Source organism: Paenibacillus castaneae, from assembly GCF_002884445.1.
In the GTDB taxonomy this organism is placed as follows: domain Bacteria; phylum Bacillota; class Bacilli; order Paenibacillales; family Paenibacillaceae; genus Pristimantibacillus; species Pristimantibacillus castaneae.
Genome location: NZ_KZ614144.1, coordinates 4,628,768 through 4,646,983, shown reverse-complemented (window position 1 = coordinate 4,646,983; position 18,216 = coordinate 4,628,768). Strand labels below are relative to the sequence as shown.

19 protein-coding genes are annotated in these 18,216 nt (G+C 45.7%); 13 read left to right on the top strand and 6 right to left on the bottom strand.

The features are described 5' to 3' along the window. Positions 1-30 precede the first annotated feature (30 nt). From dtd to CEF13_RS20835, 5 genes are all read left to right on the top strand, one after another. A complete protein-coding gene (gene dtd, locus CEF13_RS20850; protein WP_102713604.1) occupies positions 31-474 on the top strand; it encodes a D-aminoacyl-tRNA deacylase in 444 nt (147 codons plus the stop codon). 91 nt (positions 475-565) lie between these two features. Then, entirely contained in the window at positions 566-736 is a 171-nt protein-coding gene (locus CEF13_RS28900) for a hypothetical protein (RefSeq protein ID WP_166742735.1), read from the top strand. A 652-nt stretch (positions 737-1,388) separates the two neighbouring features. Then, positions 1,389-2,636 (top strand): histidine--tRNA ligase, encoded by a 1,248-nt coding sequence (hisS, locus tag CEF13_RS20845; protein ID WP_102713602.1) that lies wholly within the window; start codon positions 1,389-1,391, stop codon positions 2,634-2,636. Positions 2,637-2,691: 55 nt separating this feature from the next. Beyond that, complete coding sequence (gene aspS, locus CEF13_RS20840) at positions 2,692-4,503, top strand: aspartate--tRNA ligase (RefSeq protein WP_102713600.1); 1,812 nt, start codon at positions 2,692-2,694, stop codon at positions 4,501-4,503. A 32-nt stretch (positions 4,504-4,535) separates the two neighbouring features. After that, positions 4,536-5,291, top strand: coding sequence for a tRNA threonylcarbamoyladenosine dehydratase (locus CEF13_RS20835; protein WP_102713598.1), 756 nt, complete (start codon positions 4,536-4,538; stop codon positions 5,289-5,291). Between the two features lie 134 nt (positions 5,292-5,425). Here the strand turns inward: CEF13_RS20835 and CEF13_RS20830 are convergent, their stop codons facing one another. Further along, positions 5,426-5,959: a hypothetical protein gene (locus CEF13_RS20830; protein ID WP_102713596.1), complete on the bottom strand. Its 534-nt coding sequence runs from the start codon at positions 5,957-5,959 to the stop codon at positions 5,426-5,428. A 216-nt stretch (positions 5,960-6,175) separates the two neighbouring features. On the opposite strand from CEF13_RS20830, the gene CEF13_RS20825 reads away from it, so the two are divergent. Beyond that, positions 6,176-7,486, top strand: a complete 1,311-nt coding sequence (locus CEF13_RS20825; RefSeq protein WP_102713594.1) for a replication-associated recombination protein A — start codon at positions 6,176-6,178, stop codon at positions 7,484-7,486. A 231-nt stretch (positions 7,487-7,717) separates the two neighbouring features. Here CEF13_RS20825 and CEF13_RS20820 read toward each other — a convergent pair whose 3' ends face one another. Together CEF13_RS20820 and CEF13_RS20815 are read right to left on the bottom strand one after the other, a co-directional pair. Beyond that, positions 7,718-8,638, bottom strand: a complete 921-nt coding sequence (locus tag CEF13_RS20820) for an IS3 family transposase (protein ID WP_244917170.1) — start codon at positions 8,636-8,638, stop codon at positions 7,718-7,720. Then, the gene (locus CEF13_RS20815; protein ID WP_102709085.1) at positions 8,587-8,904 is read right to left on the bottom strand and encodes a transposase; all 318 of its coding nucleotides are present in this window, start codon (positions 8,902-8,904) and stop codon (positions 8,587-8,589) included. The genes CEF13_RS20820 and CEF13_RS20815 overlap by 52 nt, the downstream gene beginning before the upstream one ends. Positions 8,905-9,002: 98 nt before the next feature. On the opposite strand from CEF13_RS20815, the gene CEF13_RS20810 reads away from it, so the two are divergent. Next, on the top strand, positions 9,003-9,473 hold the full coding sequence (locus CEF13_RS20810; RefSeq protein WP_146022744.1) for a hypothetical protein: 471 nt from the start codon (positions 9,003-9,005) through the stop codon (positions 9,471-9,473). On the opposite strand, the gene CEF13_RS20805 is transcribed toward CEF13_RS20810, so the two are convergent. Then, positions 9,440-10,528, bottom strand: a complete 1,089-nt coding sequence (locus CEF13_RS20805) for a copper resistance D family protein (protein ID WP_102713588.1) — start codon at positions 10,526-10,528, stop codon at positions 9,440-9,442. The two genes, CEF13_RS20810 and CEF13_RS20805, sit on opposite strands and share 34 nt — an antisense overlap. Next, on the bottom strand, positions 10,528-11,082 hold the full coding sequence (locus CEF13_RS20800) for a copper resistance CopC family protein (RefSeq protein ID WP_102713586.1): 555 nt from the start codon (positions 11,080-11,082) through the stop codon (positions 10,528-10,530). The genes CEF13_RS20805 and CEF13_RS20800 overlap by 1 nt, the downstream gene beginning before the upstream one ends. A 579-nt stretch (positions 11,083-11,661) precedes the next feature. Between CEF13_RS20800 and CEF13_RS20795 the strand changes: the two genes are divergently transcribed. Then, the gene (locus tag CEF13_RS20795; RefSeq protein WP_243864246.1) at positions 11,662-13,023 is read left to right on the top strand and encodes a hemolysin family protein; all 1,362 of its coding nucleotides are present in this window, start codon (positions 11,662-11,664) and stop codon (positions 13,021-13,023) included. A 102-nt stretch (positions 13,024-13,125) separates the two neighbouring features. Here CEF13_RS20795 and mnmA read toward each other — a convergent pair whose 3' ends face one another. Then, positions 13,126-14,259, bottom strand: coding sequence for a tRNA 2-thiouridine(34) synthase MnmA (mnmA, locus tag CEF13_RS20790; protein ID WP_102713582.1), 1,134 nt, complete (start codon positions 14,257-14,259; stop codon positions 13,126-13,128). Positions 14,260-14,455: 196 nt separating this feature from the next. Here mnmA and cymR point away from each other — a divergent pair, with 196 nt between their 5' ends. The 5 genes from cymR (at position 14,456) to CEF13_RS20765 (ending at position 18,039) form a co-directional block, all read left to right on the top strand. After that, positions 14,456-14,875, top strand: a complete 420-nt coding sequence (gene cymR, locus CEF13_RS20785; protein ID WP_102713580.1) for a cysteine metabolism transcriptional regulator CymR — start codon at positions 14,456-14,458, stop codon at positions 14,873-14,875. 12 nt (positions 14,876-14,887) lie between these two features. Beyond that, on the top strand, positions 14,888-16,042 hold the full coding sequence (locus tag CEF13_RS20780; protein WP_102713578.1) for a cysteine desulfurase family protein: 1,155 nt from the start codon (positions 14,888-14,890) through the stop codon (positions 16,040-16,042). 17 nt (positions 16,043-16,059) lie between these two features. Further along, a complete protein-coding gene (locus tag CEF13_RS20775) occupies positions 16,060-16,596 on the top strand; it encodes a PRC-barrel domain-containing protein (protein ID WP_102713576.1) in 537 nt (178 codons plus the stop codon). Between the two features lie 13 nt (positions 16,597-16,609). Continuing rightward, on the top strand, positions 16,610-16,816 hold the full coding sequence (locus CEF13_RS20770) for a hypothetical protein (protein WP_102713574.1): 207 nt from the start codon (positions 16,610-16,612) through the stop codon (positions 16,814-16,816). A 152-nt stretch (positions 16,817-16,968) separates the two neighbouring features. After that, positions 16,969-18,039: an AI-2E family transporter gene (locus tag CEF13_RS20765; protein ID WP_102713572.1), complete on the top strand. Its 1,071-nt coding sequence runs from the start codon at positions 16,969-16,971 to the stop codon at positions 18,037-18,039. Positions 18,040-18,216: the final 177 nt, after the last annotated feature.

The following is an 18,216-nucleotide window of genomic DNA, read 5'->3' as shown; positions in this document are numbered from 1 at the left end:
AATGAGATTGGATATCGGAGGTTTAGTGAAGTGAAGGTAGTCGTGCAGCGCAGCAAGCGGGCGAAAGTCATCATTGAGGGCGAAACAGTCGGTGCAATTGATTTCGGGCTCGTGCTGTTAGTTGGTTTAACACATGAAGATACGGAAGAGGATGTCCGCTGGATGGCGAACAAGATCGCAAATCTGCGTATTTTTGAAGATGAATCCGGTAAAATGAATCACTCCGTAACCGATATTGGTGGACAGCTGCTGTCGGTTTCGCAGTTTACCTTATACGGAGACAGCCGCAAGGGCAATCGGCCCAATTTTATGGCTGCAGCAAGGCCGGAGCAGGCGGAGGAGCTATACGATAAGTTTAATGACGCGCTGCGCGGACTAGGGCTAATCGTGGAAACCGGACGCTTTGGGGCGATGATGGATGTTGAGCTTGTGAACTCTGGTCCAGTAACGTTAATTTTGCAAAGCGGCGCTTAATAAAGCGGACGTGGGAAACAATATACAGTAAGCTTGCATGGCTGCTACTTACGCTGCGCAGGCGGTATGCTGTATGGGAGGACTACCGCGTATGCATCAATCACGCAAGGAACAAGGAATGGAACGTATGTCTAGAAGGCTGCTGCATCCGGACCGCAGAGAGGCAAAGGTGTTTGCAGAGCTGGAAGATGATATTGAGGTCGCAGAAGAGTGGGCAGGCTTTCCTCAACAGCCGCGCCGTGACAATCCTGGGCATGTATAGCCTTAACGAAGATGGCCGCCAAGCTTATAGCTTGGTTGGCCGTCTTCTACATAAAAACGCTTTCTAATTTGTAATATTATTGTAATCAATCTCTAACTTTCCTTTAACATCATTAACCTATAATGAAATTCGACCCCCTTTTTAAAAATATATTTTACTTTTGGACCTACAAACTGGTTTTGTAGGTTTTTTTCTGTCCATTTTTGTTAGATGCTCTGTTGTCTATCGTCAATGGGCAGATGAATGTTGACTTTAAGCATCGCGACAGGTAAAATAAATTATCAATATGATTTACTTATGAATAGGATTCGTTGATGGGACAAAGTAATTCTTCACGCTATACTCAGAGAGGGACGTCAATTGGCTGCAAGCGTCCTTATATCGGTGGAATGAACAGACCTCCCGGAGAACATACGGCGAAAGCGCGGAAGGTATAAGCACGATGCTTAAATCGGACGTTTAGTAGCTGTAATGCGATTGACGGGCGTTAACCGTCTTGAAGCGGGCTATGCATGTGATGCATGCTCGGAATGTGGGTGGTACCACGGGAGCTATACTCTCGTCCCTTTCGGCGCAAGCTGTTAGGAACGAGAGTTTTTTTGTGTTTTCTGATGTTGATTAGGCAGAAATAAGGGGTCAGGAGGGGTTAATAATGGCATTTCAGAAATCACCGGGAACGCAGGATATATTGCCAGGTGCCGTAGAGAGATGGCAGTACGTGGAGCAAAAAGCACGCGATATTTGCGGACGCTACAATTTCCGGGAAATACGGACGCCGATTTTCGAGTCGACAGAGCTTTTTCAGCGTGGCGTTGGCGAGACAACGGATATCGTAGAGAAAGAGATGTATACGTTCACCGATCGAGGAGACCGCAGCTTAACGCTTCGTCCTGAGGGTACAGCAGGCGTTGTACGATCTTATGTGGAAAACAAGCTTTATGGCGAGCCTGACGTATCGAAGCTTTATTATATCGGACCTATGTTTCGTTATGAACGGCCGCAGGCGGGACGTTATCGCCAGCTGCATCAATTCGGCGTCGAAGCAATTGGCTCTGTTGATCCGGCTATTGATGCAGAGGTTATCGCCTTGGGTTATACCTTCTATACGGAGGTTGGCCTGAAAGGTGTTCGAGTTGAAATCAATTCCGTCGGCACTCCTGCCGTTCGTGCTGTATTCCGCGAGCGTCTGCTTGCCTTCTTGGAGCCGAAGCGGGCTCTGCTTTGCAAGGACTGTCAATCAAGAATGGATCGTAATCCGCTCCGTGTACTGGATTGCAAGGTCGATCAAGAGCATTTTGTCGAAGCGCCGTCCATTCTGGACAGCTTGGATGAGGAATGCCAAATTCATTTCGACAAGGTCAAGATGTATTTGTCGGATATGGGAATTCCGTATGAAATCAATCACCGGCTTGTTCGTGGATTGGACTACTACACTCACACCGCTTTCGAATATAAAGCGGAAGGGATCGGCGCTATCGATACGATTGGCGGCGGGGGCCGCTATAATGGGCTTGTAGCGGATATTGGCGGTCCTGACCAGCCTGGAGTTGGTCTTGGCCTTGGACTTGAGAGGACGATATTGCTTCTGCAGCATCAGCAGACCGAGCTGCCTGCAGCCAATCAAGTCGACGTTTATCTTGTTGCGCTTGGCGAGGCTGCTGAACGCGAAGTTACAAAGCTCGTGTACCAGCTTAGAGGACGCGGCATACGTGCGGAACGTGATTACCTGGGTCGCAAGATGAAAGCCCAAATGAAATCGGCAGACCGCCTTCAGGCTCGTTATACGGCCATTCTTGGCGATGATGAGCTTGTGCGCGGTGAAATTGCATTAAAAGATATGAGCAAGGGCGAGCAGCGTTTCGTTGCCATAGACAAACTTGCTGATGAAATAAGCGGTTAAGCAAGAAGCAATAAAATAATTAACTAAATTAACTAAATGAGGAGAATGAAAAATTATGTTGCTAAAAACACATCACTGCGGCCGCTTAACGAAAGCGGATGTAGGCCAAAGCGTCATCCTTAACGGCTGGGTACAACGTCGCCGCGATCTTGGAGGCGTCCTATTCATTGATTTGCGCGACCGTTCAGGTATTGTTCAAACTGTATTTAACCCGGATTTCTCCGGCGATGCGTTGGCTATTGCAGATCGCGCCCGCAACGAATTCGTGCTTGCGATTGAGGGTACAGTTGTAGAACGTGACGCTGAAACGTACAATGCAAACCTGGCAACAGGCGAAATAGAAGTTCGCGTTACTAAGATTGAAGTGATGAACGCTGCCAAAACACCTCCGTTTCCAATTGAAGACGGCGTTGAAGTGGATGAGTCACTTCGCTTGAAATATCGTTACCTGGACCTGCGTCGTCCAGAAATGCAAAAAACGTTGTTCCTTCGCTCCAAAGCAGCGAAAGTATTCCGTGATTTCTTGGACGGAGAAGGCTTTATCGACGTTGAAACACCGATTCTTACGAAGAGCACGCCGGAAGGCGCGCGTGATTATTTGGTGCCAAGCCGTGTGCATGAAGGCGAGTTCTTCGCATTGCCGCAATCGCCGCAAATTTTCAAGCAGCTTCTAATGGTAGGCGGTATTGAGCGTTATTATCAAATCGCTCGCTGCTTCCGAGATGAGGATCTTCGTGCAGACCGTCAACCGGAATTCACGCAAGTGGACATCGAGACATCATTCCTGTCACAGGACCAATTGCTTGCTATGATGGAACAGCTTACGGCTAAGCTCCTTCGCGAGACGGTCGGAGTTGAGCTTGAGCTTCCGTTCCAACGCATTACGTATGCAGATGCTATGAACAAATACGGCTCTGATAAGCCTGATCTCCGTTTTGGACTTGAAATTGAAGATATTACAGATATCGTAGCTGCTAGCGACGTGAAAGTATTCGCAAGCGTTGCAGCAGGCGGCGGCGTTGTAAAAGCATTGAATGCTAAAGGCTGTGCAAGCTGGAGCCGTAAAGAGCTGGATGATCTGCAGCCGTTCGCTGCACGTTATGGCGGTAAAGGTCTAGCTTGGATTACGGTGAAGGAAGGCGAATGGCGCGGACCGATCGTTAAATTCCTTAAGCCGGAGGAAATTGCTGCATTGACGGAGCGTTTGCAAGTAGAAGATGGTGATTTGCTCACTTTCTCTGCGGATAAGAAGAAAGTAGTTGCAGACGTTCTTGGCAACCTTCGTTCGAAGCTCGGTAAGGATCTGGGCTTGATCGACGAATCCAAATTCAAATTTGCTTGGGTCGTGGACTTCCCGCTTCTTGGCTGGGATGAGGATGCGAAGCGTTATGTAGCGGAACATCATCCATTCACACGTCCGAATGAAGATGACCTTCATTTCTTCGAAACGGACCCAGGACAAATTCGCGCACAAGCGTATGACCTTGTATTGAATGGCTATGAAGTAGGCGGCGGCTCCATGCGTATTTATAAACGCGAGGTTCAAGAGCAAATGTTCAAAGCACTCGGCTTTAGCATGGAAGAGGCGCAAGAGAAATTTGGTTTCTTGCTTGACGCTTTCGAATATGGCACGCCTCCGCATGGTGGTATCGCGTTTGGCTTCGACCGTCTGGTTATGCTTCTAACAGGCCGTACGAACCTGCGCGAGACAATTGCATTCCCGAAAACGGCAAGCGCGACAGATTTGCTTTGCGATGCGCCGTCTGAGGTTGAACTATCCCAGCTGGAGCAGCTTCATATCCGGACTGTGCTTAAGGCTAAGCAACCCGTTGCCGCAGCAAATGCTGCAGCAGAAACAAAAGAATAATAATTGATCAATGCTAAGGAGGCGGCAGCCTAATGCTTCACCAATTTTCACGTACAGAGCTGGCTATCGGGCCAGAAGGGCTTGCGCTTATGAAGGGGAGCACGGTTGCCGTGCTCGGCATCGGCGGCGTTGGCGGAATAGCTGCTGAGGCTCTTGCACGTACGGGCGTGGGACGAATCATTCTAATTGATAAGGACGTTGTGGATATCACGAACGTCAATCGGCAGATTCACGCGCTTACGACAACGGTGGGACAGCCGAAAGCAGATCTCATGCGCGACCGAATTAAGCTTATTAATCCGGATTGCGATGTGGTAGCGCTGCGGATGTTCTACACAGAAGAAACGTACGAGCAATTTTTTGAGTATCCACTTGATTACGTCGTTGACGCATCCGACACGATTTCGTACAAAATCCATTTGATCAAGCAATGCTTGGAGCGGAAAATACCTATTATTTCAAGCATGGGTGCTGCAAACAAAATGGATCCGACCAAATTTCAAGTCGTTGATATTTCAAAGACACACACAGATCCTCTAGCGCGGGTCATCCGTACGAAATTACGTCAGGAAGGCATCAAAAAGGGCGTGAAGGTCGTATTCTCAACGGAGCTTCCCATGAAGCCGCGTGAAGATGTGACGAAACGGATCGTTCCGGACAATGCGCCTGAAATTCGTAAAGCAAAGCAGCCTCCTGCCAGCAATGCATTCGTTCCTCCCGTCGCTGGACTAATTATGGTTAGCGTCGTAGTGAAGGATTTGCTTAAGAGTGGCGGCATTGAATATTAAATAGCAGTATACTTGCAAAGTATATCTGATGAATAAAGGGATTGAATTAGCCGTATTGAGTGAGGAGCGCATATGCTCTTCTGCTCATGCGGCTTTTTTTTGATCACAATATATTGCACTAAACTGGAATGAAATCAGCTTGGATACTTGAGCCAATTGAATGATGGCATGTTCATATACATTTGATGGGTATCGAAGAGAACGGGAATAACATAATCGCCCTTATAATACGTTTCATTTCCGATCTTCTCCATAGGAATTCGAAAGCTGACACGCAGCGCACGATAGAAGACTGGCTCCAGCAAGGAAACGAAATAACGATAATGATGCTGATCAGCAAAAAATACGATGGAGGATAAGAGATCGGACAAATAGCTGCCTCGATAAGATTTCAGCAGGGCGATCTTATCGATTTCGGCTACCAAGCCTTTCTCGGCAGCAGCAAGTATATGTTTATGAAGCGTAGCCACTTTCATTAAGGAGCTGCAGTTTTTGTTAAATGAATTTATTTCAGCGGTACCTATGTATTGGCCGTCAGGTGTTACAATAATGTATCTCGCCAAGGGATGATCGCTATATTCTAATTCATATCCCTTTTCCTTCCATACACTAGTCCAAATGTCATTAAAAACCTCAATTTCTTTTTCATTTTCGACAAATTTAAACAAAATACATCAACCTCCCCATGTCTTTAGACTTATTAATTACAAAATATACACTTTTATTACAAAATACAATTATTCGACAGCAATATTATACTCATTGTCCCAAATTTTGTAAACCGCGCAAATGTGATTTAGTGTTGTCATCCTAGCAAATCTAGCGAACAAATGTGCTTGTATGCTATGATCGAGGTAACAGACTGAAGAAGGTTGTGAGGCTAGATGGATTTATTTTCTTATCAAGAGACAGAGGCTCCGCGTGCACGGCTGCTTGCTGACCGAATGCGGCCGCAAACTTTAGATGAATATATTGGACAAGAACATATAGTAGGAGAAGGAAAACTGCTCCGGAGAGCGATTGAAGGAGATCAAGTTTCATCCATTTTGTTATACGGTCCCCCAGGCTGCGGAAAAACGACGCTTGCGCATATCATTTCCGTCCGTACTGCAGGTGAATTCGTTAAATTAAACGCAGTAGACGCCTCGGTTAAGGACGTGCGGGAAGTGATTGATCTGGCACGCACAAATAAAGCGATGTACGGTAAGAAAACGATTTTGTTTTTGGATGAGGTCCATCGCTTTAATACAGCCAGACAGGACGCGCTGCTTCCAGCTGTTGAACAGGGAATTATCATTTTCATTGGAGCTACAACCGAAAATCCATTTCACCATGTGAATGGAGCATTGCTTTCTCGCTCGACGCTCTTTCAGCTTGAGCCGCTGGGCGAGGAGCATGCCTATGAAGCTATGAAGAGGGCGTTAGCCGATCGTGATCGGGGTTTAGGGTTTATGGACCTGCATGCGGATGAGGATGCGCTTCGGCATATTTCAGCTATGGCTGGAGGAGATATACGTCGCGCGCTTAACGCGCTGGAGCTTGCCGCAGTGACTACGCCATCGGAGATGGATGGTTCTGTCCGCTTGACGCTTGAGGTAGCTCAGGAATCGATCAGGAAGCCGAGCATTCGTGCTGACCTGTCGACGCAATACGATGTGCTCTCGGCTTTTCACAAAAGTATACGGGGCTCAAGCGATGCGGCATTATTCTGGTTTCTGTATGCCGTGGAGAAGTTGGGAATGGATCCGATGACCTTCCTGCGCAGGCTGATCGTGGCTTGCAGCGAGGACATTGGCCTTGCTAATCCACAGGCTATGATTCAGTCGGTTACCGCGATGGATGCTTATCATAAGATCGGCTGGCCGGAGGCCAAATATAATATCTCGCAAGCGATTCTGTTTGCAGTGGAAAGTCCGAAATCAAACGCTACTGCAATAGCAATCGGCAATGCTGAGGCTGCAATTGAGCGTGCTGGGGGAGCGGCGGTACCTCTGCATTTGCGTGATACGCATTACAGCGGAGCTCAGCAACTCGGACATCAGGGGTATAAATACCCGCATGATTACCCCAATCATTATGTGAAGCAGCAGTATTTGCCCGACACGCTGGGCGGAATCAGTTTCTATAAGGCAACTGAGCAAGGTATGGAGGACAAAATAAAGCAAAACCAGCAGAAACGCAAAAACCAACAATAAAAACGATGGAAGTAAATAGCGGATAGGAGTTCGAACGACGAATGTTGAGTGAATAGAGCTAGAAACTAGCTCTATTCTACAAACTCTGGTTACTTTTGGTGAAATAGAGCTAGAAATTAGCTCTATTATCAGGGGGAATGGCGGATATGAGCTCGTATGGCAGATGCTGAACGGAATAGAGCTAGAAATGGACCTCTGTCAATAAAGTGGACACTTATTTAGAAGAATTAGCTAGCGCTTTTTCTTATGAAAAAGCGCAGCAAAGCGAACTGGTGATAAATAGCCAAGTGAGCTATGGATACGTTTGCGATTATAGAAAAGCTCAATGTATTGGAATATTTCATCATAAGCTTGCTTCTTCGTCTTGAATGTCTTGCAGTAAACCAGCTCTTTCTTGAGTACGCTATGAAAAGATTCCATACTCGCGTTGTCATAACAGTTACCTTTACGGCTCATGCTGGCTGTCATCTTATAGGAGGAAAGCTTTTCTCGATATTCGGCAGAAGCATACTGCGAACCACGATCGGAGTGATGGATAAGTCCCTTTTTGGGTTTTTTCGTCTTAAAAGCATCTTCTAATGCGCCAAGGACAAGTTCAACAGTCATTCGAGCAGCAAGCCGCCAACCTACAATTTCACGTGTACAGAGGTCGAGAACACTGGCCAAATAAAGTCGTCCTTCACGACAAGGAATGTAGGTAATATCCGCTGCCCACACCCGGTTAGGCTCCTCTGTAGCAAACTGTTGATTCAGGATGTTCGGAACTACAGGTTGGTCATGGTTGGAATCGGTGGTGTTTACTCTGAATTTCCTTGAAACACAGGAACGCAATCCTACCTCATTCATGTAGTTGCTTACCGTACGTTCACAGGTGTTTATGCCCTCTAACGAGAGCATATGGGTAATCTTCGGACTACCATAGATCCCTTTGGTATCATGGAAATGATCGGTGATTCGCTCGATTACAGCTGCCTTGCGAAGCTTTTGCTCACTAGGTTTAGCTAGTTTCCACTTATAATAACCGCTCCGAGAAATCTCCATGACCTTGCACATCTTCTCTAGTCGATACTCAGAGCGATGATCTTCGACAAATTGGAACCTTAGTTCTTTTCTTTGCTGAAGATGTGCAGAGCCTTTTTTAAAATGGCCAATTCTTCTTGGAGATCTGCTAGCGCTCGCTCTTTCAGTTGATTTTCGCGTTCTTTCTCTTTTAATTGTTGTTCTAATTGACGAACTTTCTCGGGGTTTGCTAAAGATTCATTGTCGAATTCTCGGTACTTGGCTAACCATTTGTGTACAGTACTCGAGGAAATATTTAATTCTGTAGCAATCTCCGGTACGGACTTCGTCTGATCCTGAATATATTTAACCGTTTGCTTCTTAAAATCTTCATTAAATCGTTGACGTTGCTCCCCCATAAAGGACACCTCTTTCTTCGTTAAGTAAATTATCCATTTCTCCTTAACAGGTGTCCACTTTTTATTCTAGCTCTAAAACTAGCTCTATTCCACAAACTTTGGTTACTTTTGGTGAAATAGAGCTAGAAACTAGCTCTATTATCAGGGAAAATGGCAGATATGTTCTCGTATGGCAGATGCTGAACGGAATAGAGCTAGAAACTAGCTCTATTCCACAAACTTTGGTTAGTTTTGGCGAAATAGAGCTAGAAATTAGCTCTATTATCAGGAAAAATGGCGGATATGAGCTCGTATGGCAGATTCTGAACGGAATAGAGCTAGAAACTAGCTCTATTCCACAAACTTTGGTTACTTTTGGTGAAATAGAGCTAGAAATTAGCTCTATTATCAGGGGGAATGGCGGATATGAGCTCATACGGCGAAGGCTTTCCCTCTCTCGTAATCTGCTGACGCAAGCAAGCAGCAACACGTTCAAAAAAAGCCGAACAGGTATAGCAAACCTGTTCGGCTTTTTTAATAATATGGGGGAAGTACTCTACAAAGCAATGGAGAACATCAATCCGAAATAACCAAATACGGCGATGAACATTCCCATTATTAAAGCAGGTATTAAGCGTTTGGAGTTATACATCCAAATAAGGCCGATAACCATAAGCGCTGCTGCCGCGAACATGAGAATACTCTCCAAATAAAGCGTGAAGTGCAATGTAATATCGGGACTGAATTGACCTTTGTATAATGCCGTAAATAAGGGAGAAGGCGCTACGGTTTGAAGTGTTTCCTTGACCGTGTGAGGCGGCGCCTGCCGTCCGAGCACACTCGTTGCTGCAAGAACCAGTAGTGCGAATATGCTCTCCGCCTGCAGCCAGCGCTTTGGATTAAAGGAAGAATCACGGTCGGCCAGCTTCTTATATTTGAACCCGTTTGTGTAGGCAAAAACCAGTAAAGGAACGATAAGCAAATGCTTAATGAGCAGTGTTTGCCCATATGGAAGTATCCATGCTTCTACATAGTTTGATGTCGTGAATGACATAAGCAGAATTCCAGCTATCAGTGTGATCAGAACGGAAACAATCGCAACGGGCGAAAACCACTTCAGAAAAGCAGGCCAGTTGGCTTGATCTTTGGAAAACCAGCTAATCACGAACAAAATACCAATCCACACGCTTACTGCAAGGAAATGCGCAGCGTGCGTAATCAACCCTTTCAAGCCATAAAGAGCCGAAGCGTGGCTCGCATATCCGAGCCATACGATTAGAAGAAGGGTTACAAATAACGCAACCTTGGGCATATGCTTGTCATTGCGGAAGGATTTCAGGCCCAGTAAAAATGCGAGGCCAGCAGAGCCAATGGCTGTCCACAGCCAGGCTTTGCCGGAATTAATATCAAGCAATATACTTTTGAGAACAGCGCCGTAAGACATATCAAAGTCTTTGGTAAATAAAAGGGCAAGCTGATGAATCGGGACAAAAGACAAAATAGGAATCGCTATTACGCAAGCTAGCAGCAAGCCATCCGGAACGTGGACCGTAGGTCTTCTGTTCTCCGGCACGATTCGCAGTATTAAAGCTCCTGTCAAAATAGCGAAGCAAATATATAGAAGGCCTTCGCTAACGTAGATCATTATTTACGCCTCCGAAGAAGCAAGAATAATGCCGCAACGACAATAATAGCGCCGATGATTATAGTAGGCGTGTAATTGGTATTGTCCGTATTTTCAGTAGCTGCGCCTTGATCAGCAGTTGCTTCAGGAGAAGGAGCGGTTGTTTCAATTGGCGTCGTCGTTGCTTCCGGTTCAGGAGTCGGCTCTACCGTAGGCTCAACAATTGGCGCTTCGACTGTAAATGAATAATTTCCTTCCACAGAATGACCATCTGCTCCGATAATGGTCCATTTGACCGTATAAATCCCATTAGGCAGCTCGGAGAGTACCTTGCCGCTCATAGTTGCGCCATTAACTTCTGCTTTCTCGGTATCCATTTCTTCACCGGCAGCATTAAACAGCTTGAAGTTGCTCAGCTTCTCGATCTTAGTGTTAAAAGTCATCTCAATCTGCTGAGGTGACGCATCCAGTGTCTCATCCTGTGCCGGCACTGCCAATTCTATTTTTGAATGTGCCATCGCAACGCTGGGCATAAGCCACAAAGCAGCTAGGAAAATAAATAATATTCTTTTCATTTGAATCCTCCTTAAAGTTTTGTGAAGCAAAACTCACTTCGTAAGCATAAGCTTAAAGTTTTGTGAAGCAAAACTCACTTCGTAAGCATAAGCTCAAAGTTTTGTGAAGCAAAACTCGCTTCGAAAGCATAAGCTCAAAGTTTTGTGAAGCAAAACTCGCTTCGAAAGCATAAGCTCAAAGTTTTGTGAAGCAAAACTCACTTCGAAAGCATAAGCTTAAAGTTTTGTGAAGCAAAACTCGCTTCGTAAGCATGTTGATTGCAATTATAGCAGATTAAGAACGGCCTTTCCGATCAATAATTGAGCAATTCGTTGCGGCTTTATGAACTTTTGATGAATAGTGTGTTGGCTCGGCAAATTATTAAGCGAGAAAAAACTCCATAAAATAGCGTATAATGGCTAGCCTATAACGAATACACATAAATACAGTCATCGAAATAGGAATAACGGTATCGTTTGACACGGCGGCTTGTCAGCATGAAGTGTTCACACATTACACAAAGATTGCCGTATCTTTGTTTCAAAAGGAGGTGCACCTGTTATCACTCCGGCAGGAGGAGGGTGATAAGCAGGGAATCGTTGAGTGACCCTTTACCGCTCGCTTTGTCACTGGCGCTTATTTTGTTGTTAATCGTGATGAATGGTTTTTTTGTTGCAGCCGAATTCGCAATGGTTAAGGTTCGAGGCAGTCGAATTCATGCGCTCGCAGCCGAAGGACATTATTTCGCAAAGCTCGCAGCTCATCTGATGGGCAATTTAGATGCTTATTTGTCAGCGTGCCAGCTGGGCATTACACTGGCCTCGCTCAGTCTTGGCTGGGTCGGCGAACCGATTATCGCAAGAACGATTGAGCCAATGTTTGTTTGGGTTGGATTCCACAACATGACTGTCATTCAAGTGAGCTCATATTTCTTGGCATTCGTCTTCATTACGGTGCTTCATATTGTATTGGGAGAATTAGCACCCAAAACGATAGCGATTCGCAAATCGGAGACGATTACGATGATAGCGGCAATGCCGCTTGTTTATTTCTACAAAATAATGTATCCCTTCCTGTGGCTGCTGAATGGCATGGCCAATCAGCTTCTCCAACTAATCGGCGTAGAGGCGGTAACCGAGAAGGATGCTGCCCATACGGAGGATGAAATTAGAATACTGATGAAGGAAAGCCACAAAAACGGATTAATAGACAATACGGAGCTCACGCTAGTCGATAATATTTTCGAATTTACCGAAACCAATGCACGTGAGATCATGATTCCTCGTACGGAAATGATTTGTTTAAATACGAGTCTTACTCTCGCTGACAATAAAAAAATAGCTTTGGAGCAATTGCTGACGCGATACCCAGTATGTGAGAACGACAAAGACAATATTATTGGCTTTGTTCATATTAAAGATTTGCTGAAGGATAATTCCAATGCCCTGCACGATATTAAACAAATAACAAGGCCGATTACAACAGTACCTGAATCGATGCAGATCAGTACCTTATTGAAGCTTATGCAAAAGCGCAAATCGCAAATCGCGATTTTGATTGATGAATACGGCGGTACCTCCGGACTTGTGACGCTGGAGGATATTATGGAGGAAATTGTTGGTGAAATTCAAGATGAATTTGATGAGGAACGAGATCCTTTGGAAAAAAGGGAAGATGGCACTTATTCGATTAGTGGATTAATGCTCATTGAGGAAGTAAACAGTTTCTTTGGACTTGATATTGGTACAGATGATTGTGATACGATTGGCGGCTGGGTATATTCAACACTAGATACGCCGCCGGTAATCAATCAACGAATAGCCCACCCCAGCGGATATGAATTTAGAATCGAGGAAACGGAACATTTGCGCATTACTCGCCTGATTGTTTGCAGAAGTCGAGAACGGAAGAATGAGCAGAGCAGCAAGGACGGTAGTCAGAAGAGCAAATGGAGTAATTGAAAAAGGAAAAAGAGAACTATAATAAAAAACAGTCGAGCCGGATTCATCCTGCTCGACTGTTTTATTATGATCGAAAGCTGTTAAAGATAACGAAATTTATTGTTACGCTTGTTGAGCTAGAAATGCTTCGCTTTCGATCTTCTGAACCTTATCGATCGTACCTCCGCCAAGACAAACCTCACCGTCGTAAAGCACAACCGCTTGTCCGGGAGTAATCGCCTTCTGCGGCTTATCGAATACTATATGAGCGGTGTTATCCGGCCCAATCGTGACTGTTACCGCTTGATCTGCTTGGCGGTAGCGGAATTTGGCTGTGCAGCGGATTGTAGCGGCATCACTGGTTGGCAATATCCAATTCATGCCGGTGGCAGACAAGCTCTCGGAGTAAAGACTCGGATGCTGCTCGCCCTGCACGACATACAAAATATTGCGTTCCAAATCCTTATCGGCAACAAACCAAGGCTCACCTGAACCCGATCCGCCGATTCCTAGTCCTTGACGCTGACCAAGTGTATAATACATAAGGCCATCATGGCGTCCCTTGTTCTCGCCATTGCGAATATCAATCATATCGCCCGACTGCGCAGGCAAATAGCCGCTGAGGAATGTTTTGAAATTTCGTTCGCCTATAAAGCAGACACCGGTGCTGTCCTTTTTCTTGGCCGTATACAAGCCGGCCTCCTCAGCGATGCGGCGCACTTCCGGTTTAGGAAGATGCCCGATCGGGAACATCGCTTTCGCAAGCTGCTTCTGATTGAGCGCGCTTAAGAAATACGTCTGGTCCTTGTTGGAGTCTATGCCGCGAAGCAGCTTGGTCTGTCCATCCTCCGAGCGTTCAACACGCGCATAATGGCCGGTTGCCAAGTAATCGGCACCAAGCTCCATAGCCCGCTGCAAGAAATCGCCAAACTTAATTTCGCGATTGCACATGACATCCGGGTTAGGTGTCCGACCACGCTTGTACTCGTCAAGGAAATAGGTAAACACCTTGTCGAAATATTGCCGTTCGAAATTAACGGTATAATAGGGAATGCCGATTTGTTCACATACGCGGCGTACGTCTTCTGAATCCTCTTCAGCCGTGCAGTGTCCGAGTTCATCGGTATCGTCCCAGTTTTTCATAAATATGCCGACAACGTCGTAGCCTTGCTGCTTAAGCAGCAGCGCCGTGACAGAGGAATCGACTCCGCCAGACATGCCGACAACAACTCTTGTCGAACCATTTGGTTTTTCCATCGTAAACACCACCTTGTTGAATGAAACACCTCTCATTGTAACATAGGATGAAATCTTTTTCATGAAGATGTCAACCTTTTTGCACACGATGTGGGTATGATATGTTAACATAGAAGTGATATGGGAATACAGAGATATAACAATTATTTGTACAACTCATGAAATGACTCAAATAATAAATAAAAGAGGTGCCAATTTGAAGATATCAACGAAAGGCCGCTATGGCTTAACGATTATGATGGAGCTAGCGGCTAAATTTGGCGAAGGTCCAACTTCGCTTAAAAGTATCGCAGAACGCAATAACCTATCCGAACACTATTTAGAGCAATTGGTTGCGCCGCTTCGCAATGCAGGGCTAGTCAAAAGCATTCGAGGCGCCTATGGCGGTTATATTTTGTCTAAAGACCCTGAAAGCATTACATCAGGCGATATTATTCGTATTCTCGAGGGTCCTATTTCGCCAGTGGACTTCACGGAAGAGGATGATCCTGCAAAGCGTCATTTATGGCTCAGAATTCGTGACAGCATTGCAGATGTACTTGATTCGACAACACTTGCTGATCTTATCTCTTTCGAGGACGAAGGAAAACCAGACAGCTATATGTTCTACATTTAAGGAAGCTGACCGATGAAAACATATTATTTTGATCATGCAGCCACGACCCCCATGCATCCAGATGTTGCGAAAGCAATGCTGGAGGTCATGCAGGGGCCTGGCGGCAATTCGTCGAGTATGCATGCGTTCGGAAGAGCAGCGAAGCAGCAGCTCAATCGCTCGCGGGACCGTATAGCGGCTGCCATTGGCTGCAAGCCTGCAGAGCTGATGTTCACCTCAGGCGGAACAGAAAGCGATAATGCTGCTATAATCGGCGCCGCTAGAGCGCAGCGCAAGCAAGGCAAGACCCATATCATTACATCAGCGGGTGAGCATCACGCTGTTCTTCATACATGCGAGTGGCTGAGCAGGGAAGAAGGCTTCAGCCTTACAGTGCTTCCAATTGACAGCGCTGGACAAACAGCGCCTCAGCTAGTCAAGGATGCGATGACGCCGGAAACGGCATTAATTAGCATTATGCACGGAAATAACGAAGTTGGAACCTTGCAGCATATAGAGGAAATAGGCGCAATTGCAAGAGCAGGCGGAGCGCTTTATCATGTGGATGGAGTACAAACACTAGGATGGAGCACATCTCGGCTGAATGAGCTTCCTGTTGACTTGATGAGCTTTTCTGCTCACAAGATTAACGGACCACAAGGCGTAGGCGCGCTTTATGTGACGAATGGAACGCTGCTGGAAGCCATTCAGCACGGCGGGTCACAGGAACGAAAGCGGCGTGCAGGCACAGAAAATATTGCAGGCATCGTCGGTTTCGCCGAGGCTGTTGAAATTTCTGTGAAAGAACGTGAAAAGAAGCAACCTTTTATGGACGAGCTTCGTAAAAGATGGGTAGAGTTATTGCAAGAGCATGTCCCGGTTCCCGTTGTCGTTAATGGTCATGAGAGTCAGTATTTGCCGCATATCGTGAATGTCAGCTTTATTGGCGTTGACACAGAAACGATGCTGATGAATCTGGATATGGAAGGCATTGCCGCAGCAAGCGGATCAGCTTGCACATCGGGTGCGCTGGAGCGGTCACACGTTCTGCGTGCCATGCATGTATCGGAAGAGCGAATACAATCGGCTGTAAGATTTAGCTTTGGTTTGGGGAATACTTTAGAGGAATTAGAAGAAGCCGCACTGAAAATTGGAACGATCGTGAGGCGTATTCGTAATAACTACTAGGAGGACTCCGGCTAAGCGTGATTAAACTTCAACAGCTTATTGGGCTTCCCGTTATCGTAATTCATTCCGGCAAGCAGGTCGGAACCGTTAAGGATGCTTGGTTTGATGAGCATTGGCAGTTGAATGGTCTCATACTGGAGTGTGCGAAATGGTTTGCTTCATCTGTGAAAATAGTCGCGTGGACCGACGTGTTATCCTGCGGAGAGGACACCGTTATCATAGCAAGTGAAGAAGCGATCATTCGGATGAAGTCGAAGCAATTGCTGCGTTCTTTTTACACAGGATTAGTGAAATTAAAGGATTTACCCGTAGTCACGGTTCAGGGTTTGCAACTTGGACGCGTATCGGATGTTTATTTTTACCCAAATCAGGGTACACAAATAATAGGCTACGAGCTTACGGACGGTTTTGTTTCGGATGTGATGGAAGGGCGTAAATGGCTGAGAGCGCCGAGTGATCCGGATGCCGTGTTACTCGGGGAAGACGCGATTATTGTTCCTGCTGTCAGTGAAGCGGAATTGGAGCCTGTCGCAGCTTCCAATTTCAAAGGATAGGGAGAAATTAAATATGATGAGATGTCCGAACTGTAATTCCAAAGATATCGGAAAAATTGGTTCCCATCAGTTTTATTGCTGGGGCTGTTTCATTGAACTGACAGTCAACGGCGAGAAAATGTCGGTTTACCAAGTGGAAGAGGACGGTACGTTAAGCTCGCTTGACGATTTGTTCTTTGAAGAAGAATTATCAGATGTGCATGAAGTGCATGTGAATTAACGAGCTTTATCCATAAATATGATAATCGAAAGACGGTCCTTGGCCGTCTTTTTTTTGTGGTTACGGATGAATTTCATTGCTTGTACATATACTGAATTAGTTCTAGTTTGCCTGTGGCAAAATTGGAAAAAGCTAGTTCGGAGGTGAGGACGGTGGAACGGTTTACGAAGAACCGTCTGTTCGTTTGGCTCATTTATTTCATACTAAGCTTGCTCGCTATCTATTTATTGCTGCTTATCAAGCCTCTTATCCTTAATGTGTATGTTTTCTTGCGAGCTGTGCTCGCGCCTTTTATTATTGCCATGATTATCTCTTATGTGCTTAATCCTGTCGTTACGCTGCTGCATGAGAGAAAGATGCCGAGAACGATTGCGGTGCTGCTTATTTATGCTGTATTTTGTGCGGTAATAACCGTGCTGTTAATTAATTTAATTCCAATGTTCATCGAGCAGGTGCAGGAGCTTAACCGGCATGTGCCGGAGCTGTCGATGCGTGCACAGGATATCGTAACCGATATAAACAATACTTCCTTTTTGCCGGAAAGCATTCGAGGCGGTATGAATAAAACGCTGGTTCATATTGAAAAAATGCTCTCGGAGAGCTTGTTAGATTTTGTGAATAATATCGGATCTATGCTGAACGCAGTGTTCATCGCGTTCATCATTCCTTTTCTTGCCTTCTATATATTAAAGGATTTCGAAGTGTTTGAGCGTACGGTCATTACCTATGTACCGAAAACGCATCGAAAAAATACGGTCCGGCTGCTGAAAGATATTGATTCCGCACTGGGAAGCTACATCCGAGGACAGTTTCTCGTTTGCGTCATTGTTGGCATTCTTGCGTATTGCGGCTATTTGATTATTGGGATGCCTTATGCTTTATTGCTTGCAGGCATTGTTGCCATTACGAATGTAATTCCCTATATGGGACCGTTCTTCGGTGCAGCTCCCGCAATACTGATGGCATCGACTGTTTCTCTCAAAATGGTTATACTGGTCGCCATAATCAATACGCTGTGCCAAATCCTTGAAGGGAATGTGATATCGCCTCAGGTTGTGGGACGAACGCTGCATATGCATCCTTTATCCATTATATTCGCTTTGCTTGTCGGCGGGGAAATTGCAGGCATTATCGGGATGATTCTGGCTGTGCCAATCTTTGCGGTAGGCAAGGTCATTGTTCAGCATATGTTCGCTTATTATGTAAGGAGAAAGATTATTTGACAGGTGCCGAGGCTCTAGCTATACTTTTGGAATAGTAGTGTTTACATCTAATGAAAACGTTGACGAATTGAAGTAAGCCATTGCCCGTTAGCCAGAGAGAAAGCTTCTTCGCTATCGCTCAATTATGAGTGCTATTAGCGTCGGTTGAGAAAGCTTTTATAACGAAGAGTGGCCGAA

What these genes read in the sequence shown, in the direction of transcription:
- hisS (WP_102713602.1), top strand. Translation starts at nt 1,389, where the DNA reads ATGGCATTTCAGAAATCACCGGGAACGCAGGATATATTGCCAGGTGCC.
- CEF13_RS20800 (WP_102713586.1), bottom strand. Translation starts at nt 11,082, where the DNA reads ATGAAAAGAATATTATTTATTTTCCTAGCTGCTTTGTGGCTTATGCCC.
- CEF13_RS20770 (WP_102713574.1), top strand. Translation starts at nt 16,610, where the DNA reads ATGATGAGATGTCCGAACTGTAATTCCAAAGATATCGGAAAAATTGGT.
- aspS (WP_102713600.1), top strand. Translation starts at nt 2,692, where the DNA reads ATGTTGCTAAAAACACATCACTGCGGCCGCTTAACGAAAGCGGATGTA.
- CEF13_RS20805 (WP_102713588.1), bottom strand. Translation starts at nt 10,528, where the DNA reads ATGATCTACGTTAGCGAAGGCCTTCTATATATTTGCTTCGCTATTTTG.
- CEF13_RS28900 (WP_166742735.1), top strand. Translation starts at nt 566, where the DNA reads ATGCATCAATCACGCAAGGAACAAGGAATGGAACGTATGTCTAGAAGG.
- mnmA (WP_102713582.1), bottom strand. Translation starts at nt 14,259, where the DNA reads ATGGAAAAACCAAATGGTTCGACAAGAGTTGTTGTCGGCATGTCTGGC.
- CEF13_RS20825 (WP_102713594.1), top strand. Translation starts at nt 6,176, where the DNA reads ATGGATTTATTTTCTTATCAAGAGACAGAGGCTCCGCGTGCACGGCTG.
- CEF13_RS20815 (WP_102709085.1), bottom strand. Translation starts at nt 8,904, where the DNA reads ATGGGGGAGCAACGTCAACGATTTAATGAAGATTTTAAGAAGCAAACG.
- CEF13_RS20780 (WP_102713578.1), top strand. Translation starts at nt 14,888, where the DNA reads ATGAAAACATATTATTTTGATCATGCAGCCACGACCCCCATGCATCCA.
- CEF13_RS20835 (WP_102713598.1), top strand. Translation starts at nt 4,536, where the DNA reads ATGCTTCACCAATTTTCACGTACAGAGCTGGCTATCGGGCCAGAAGGG.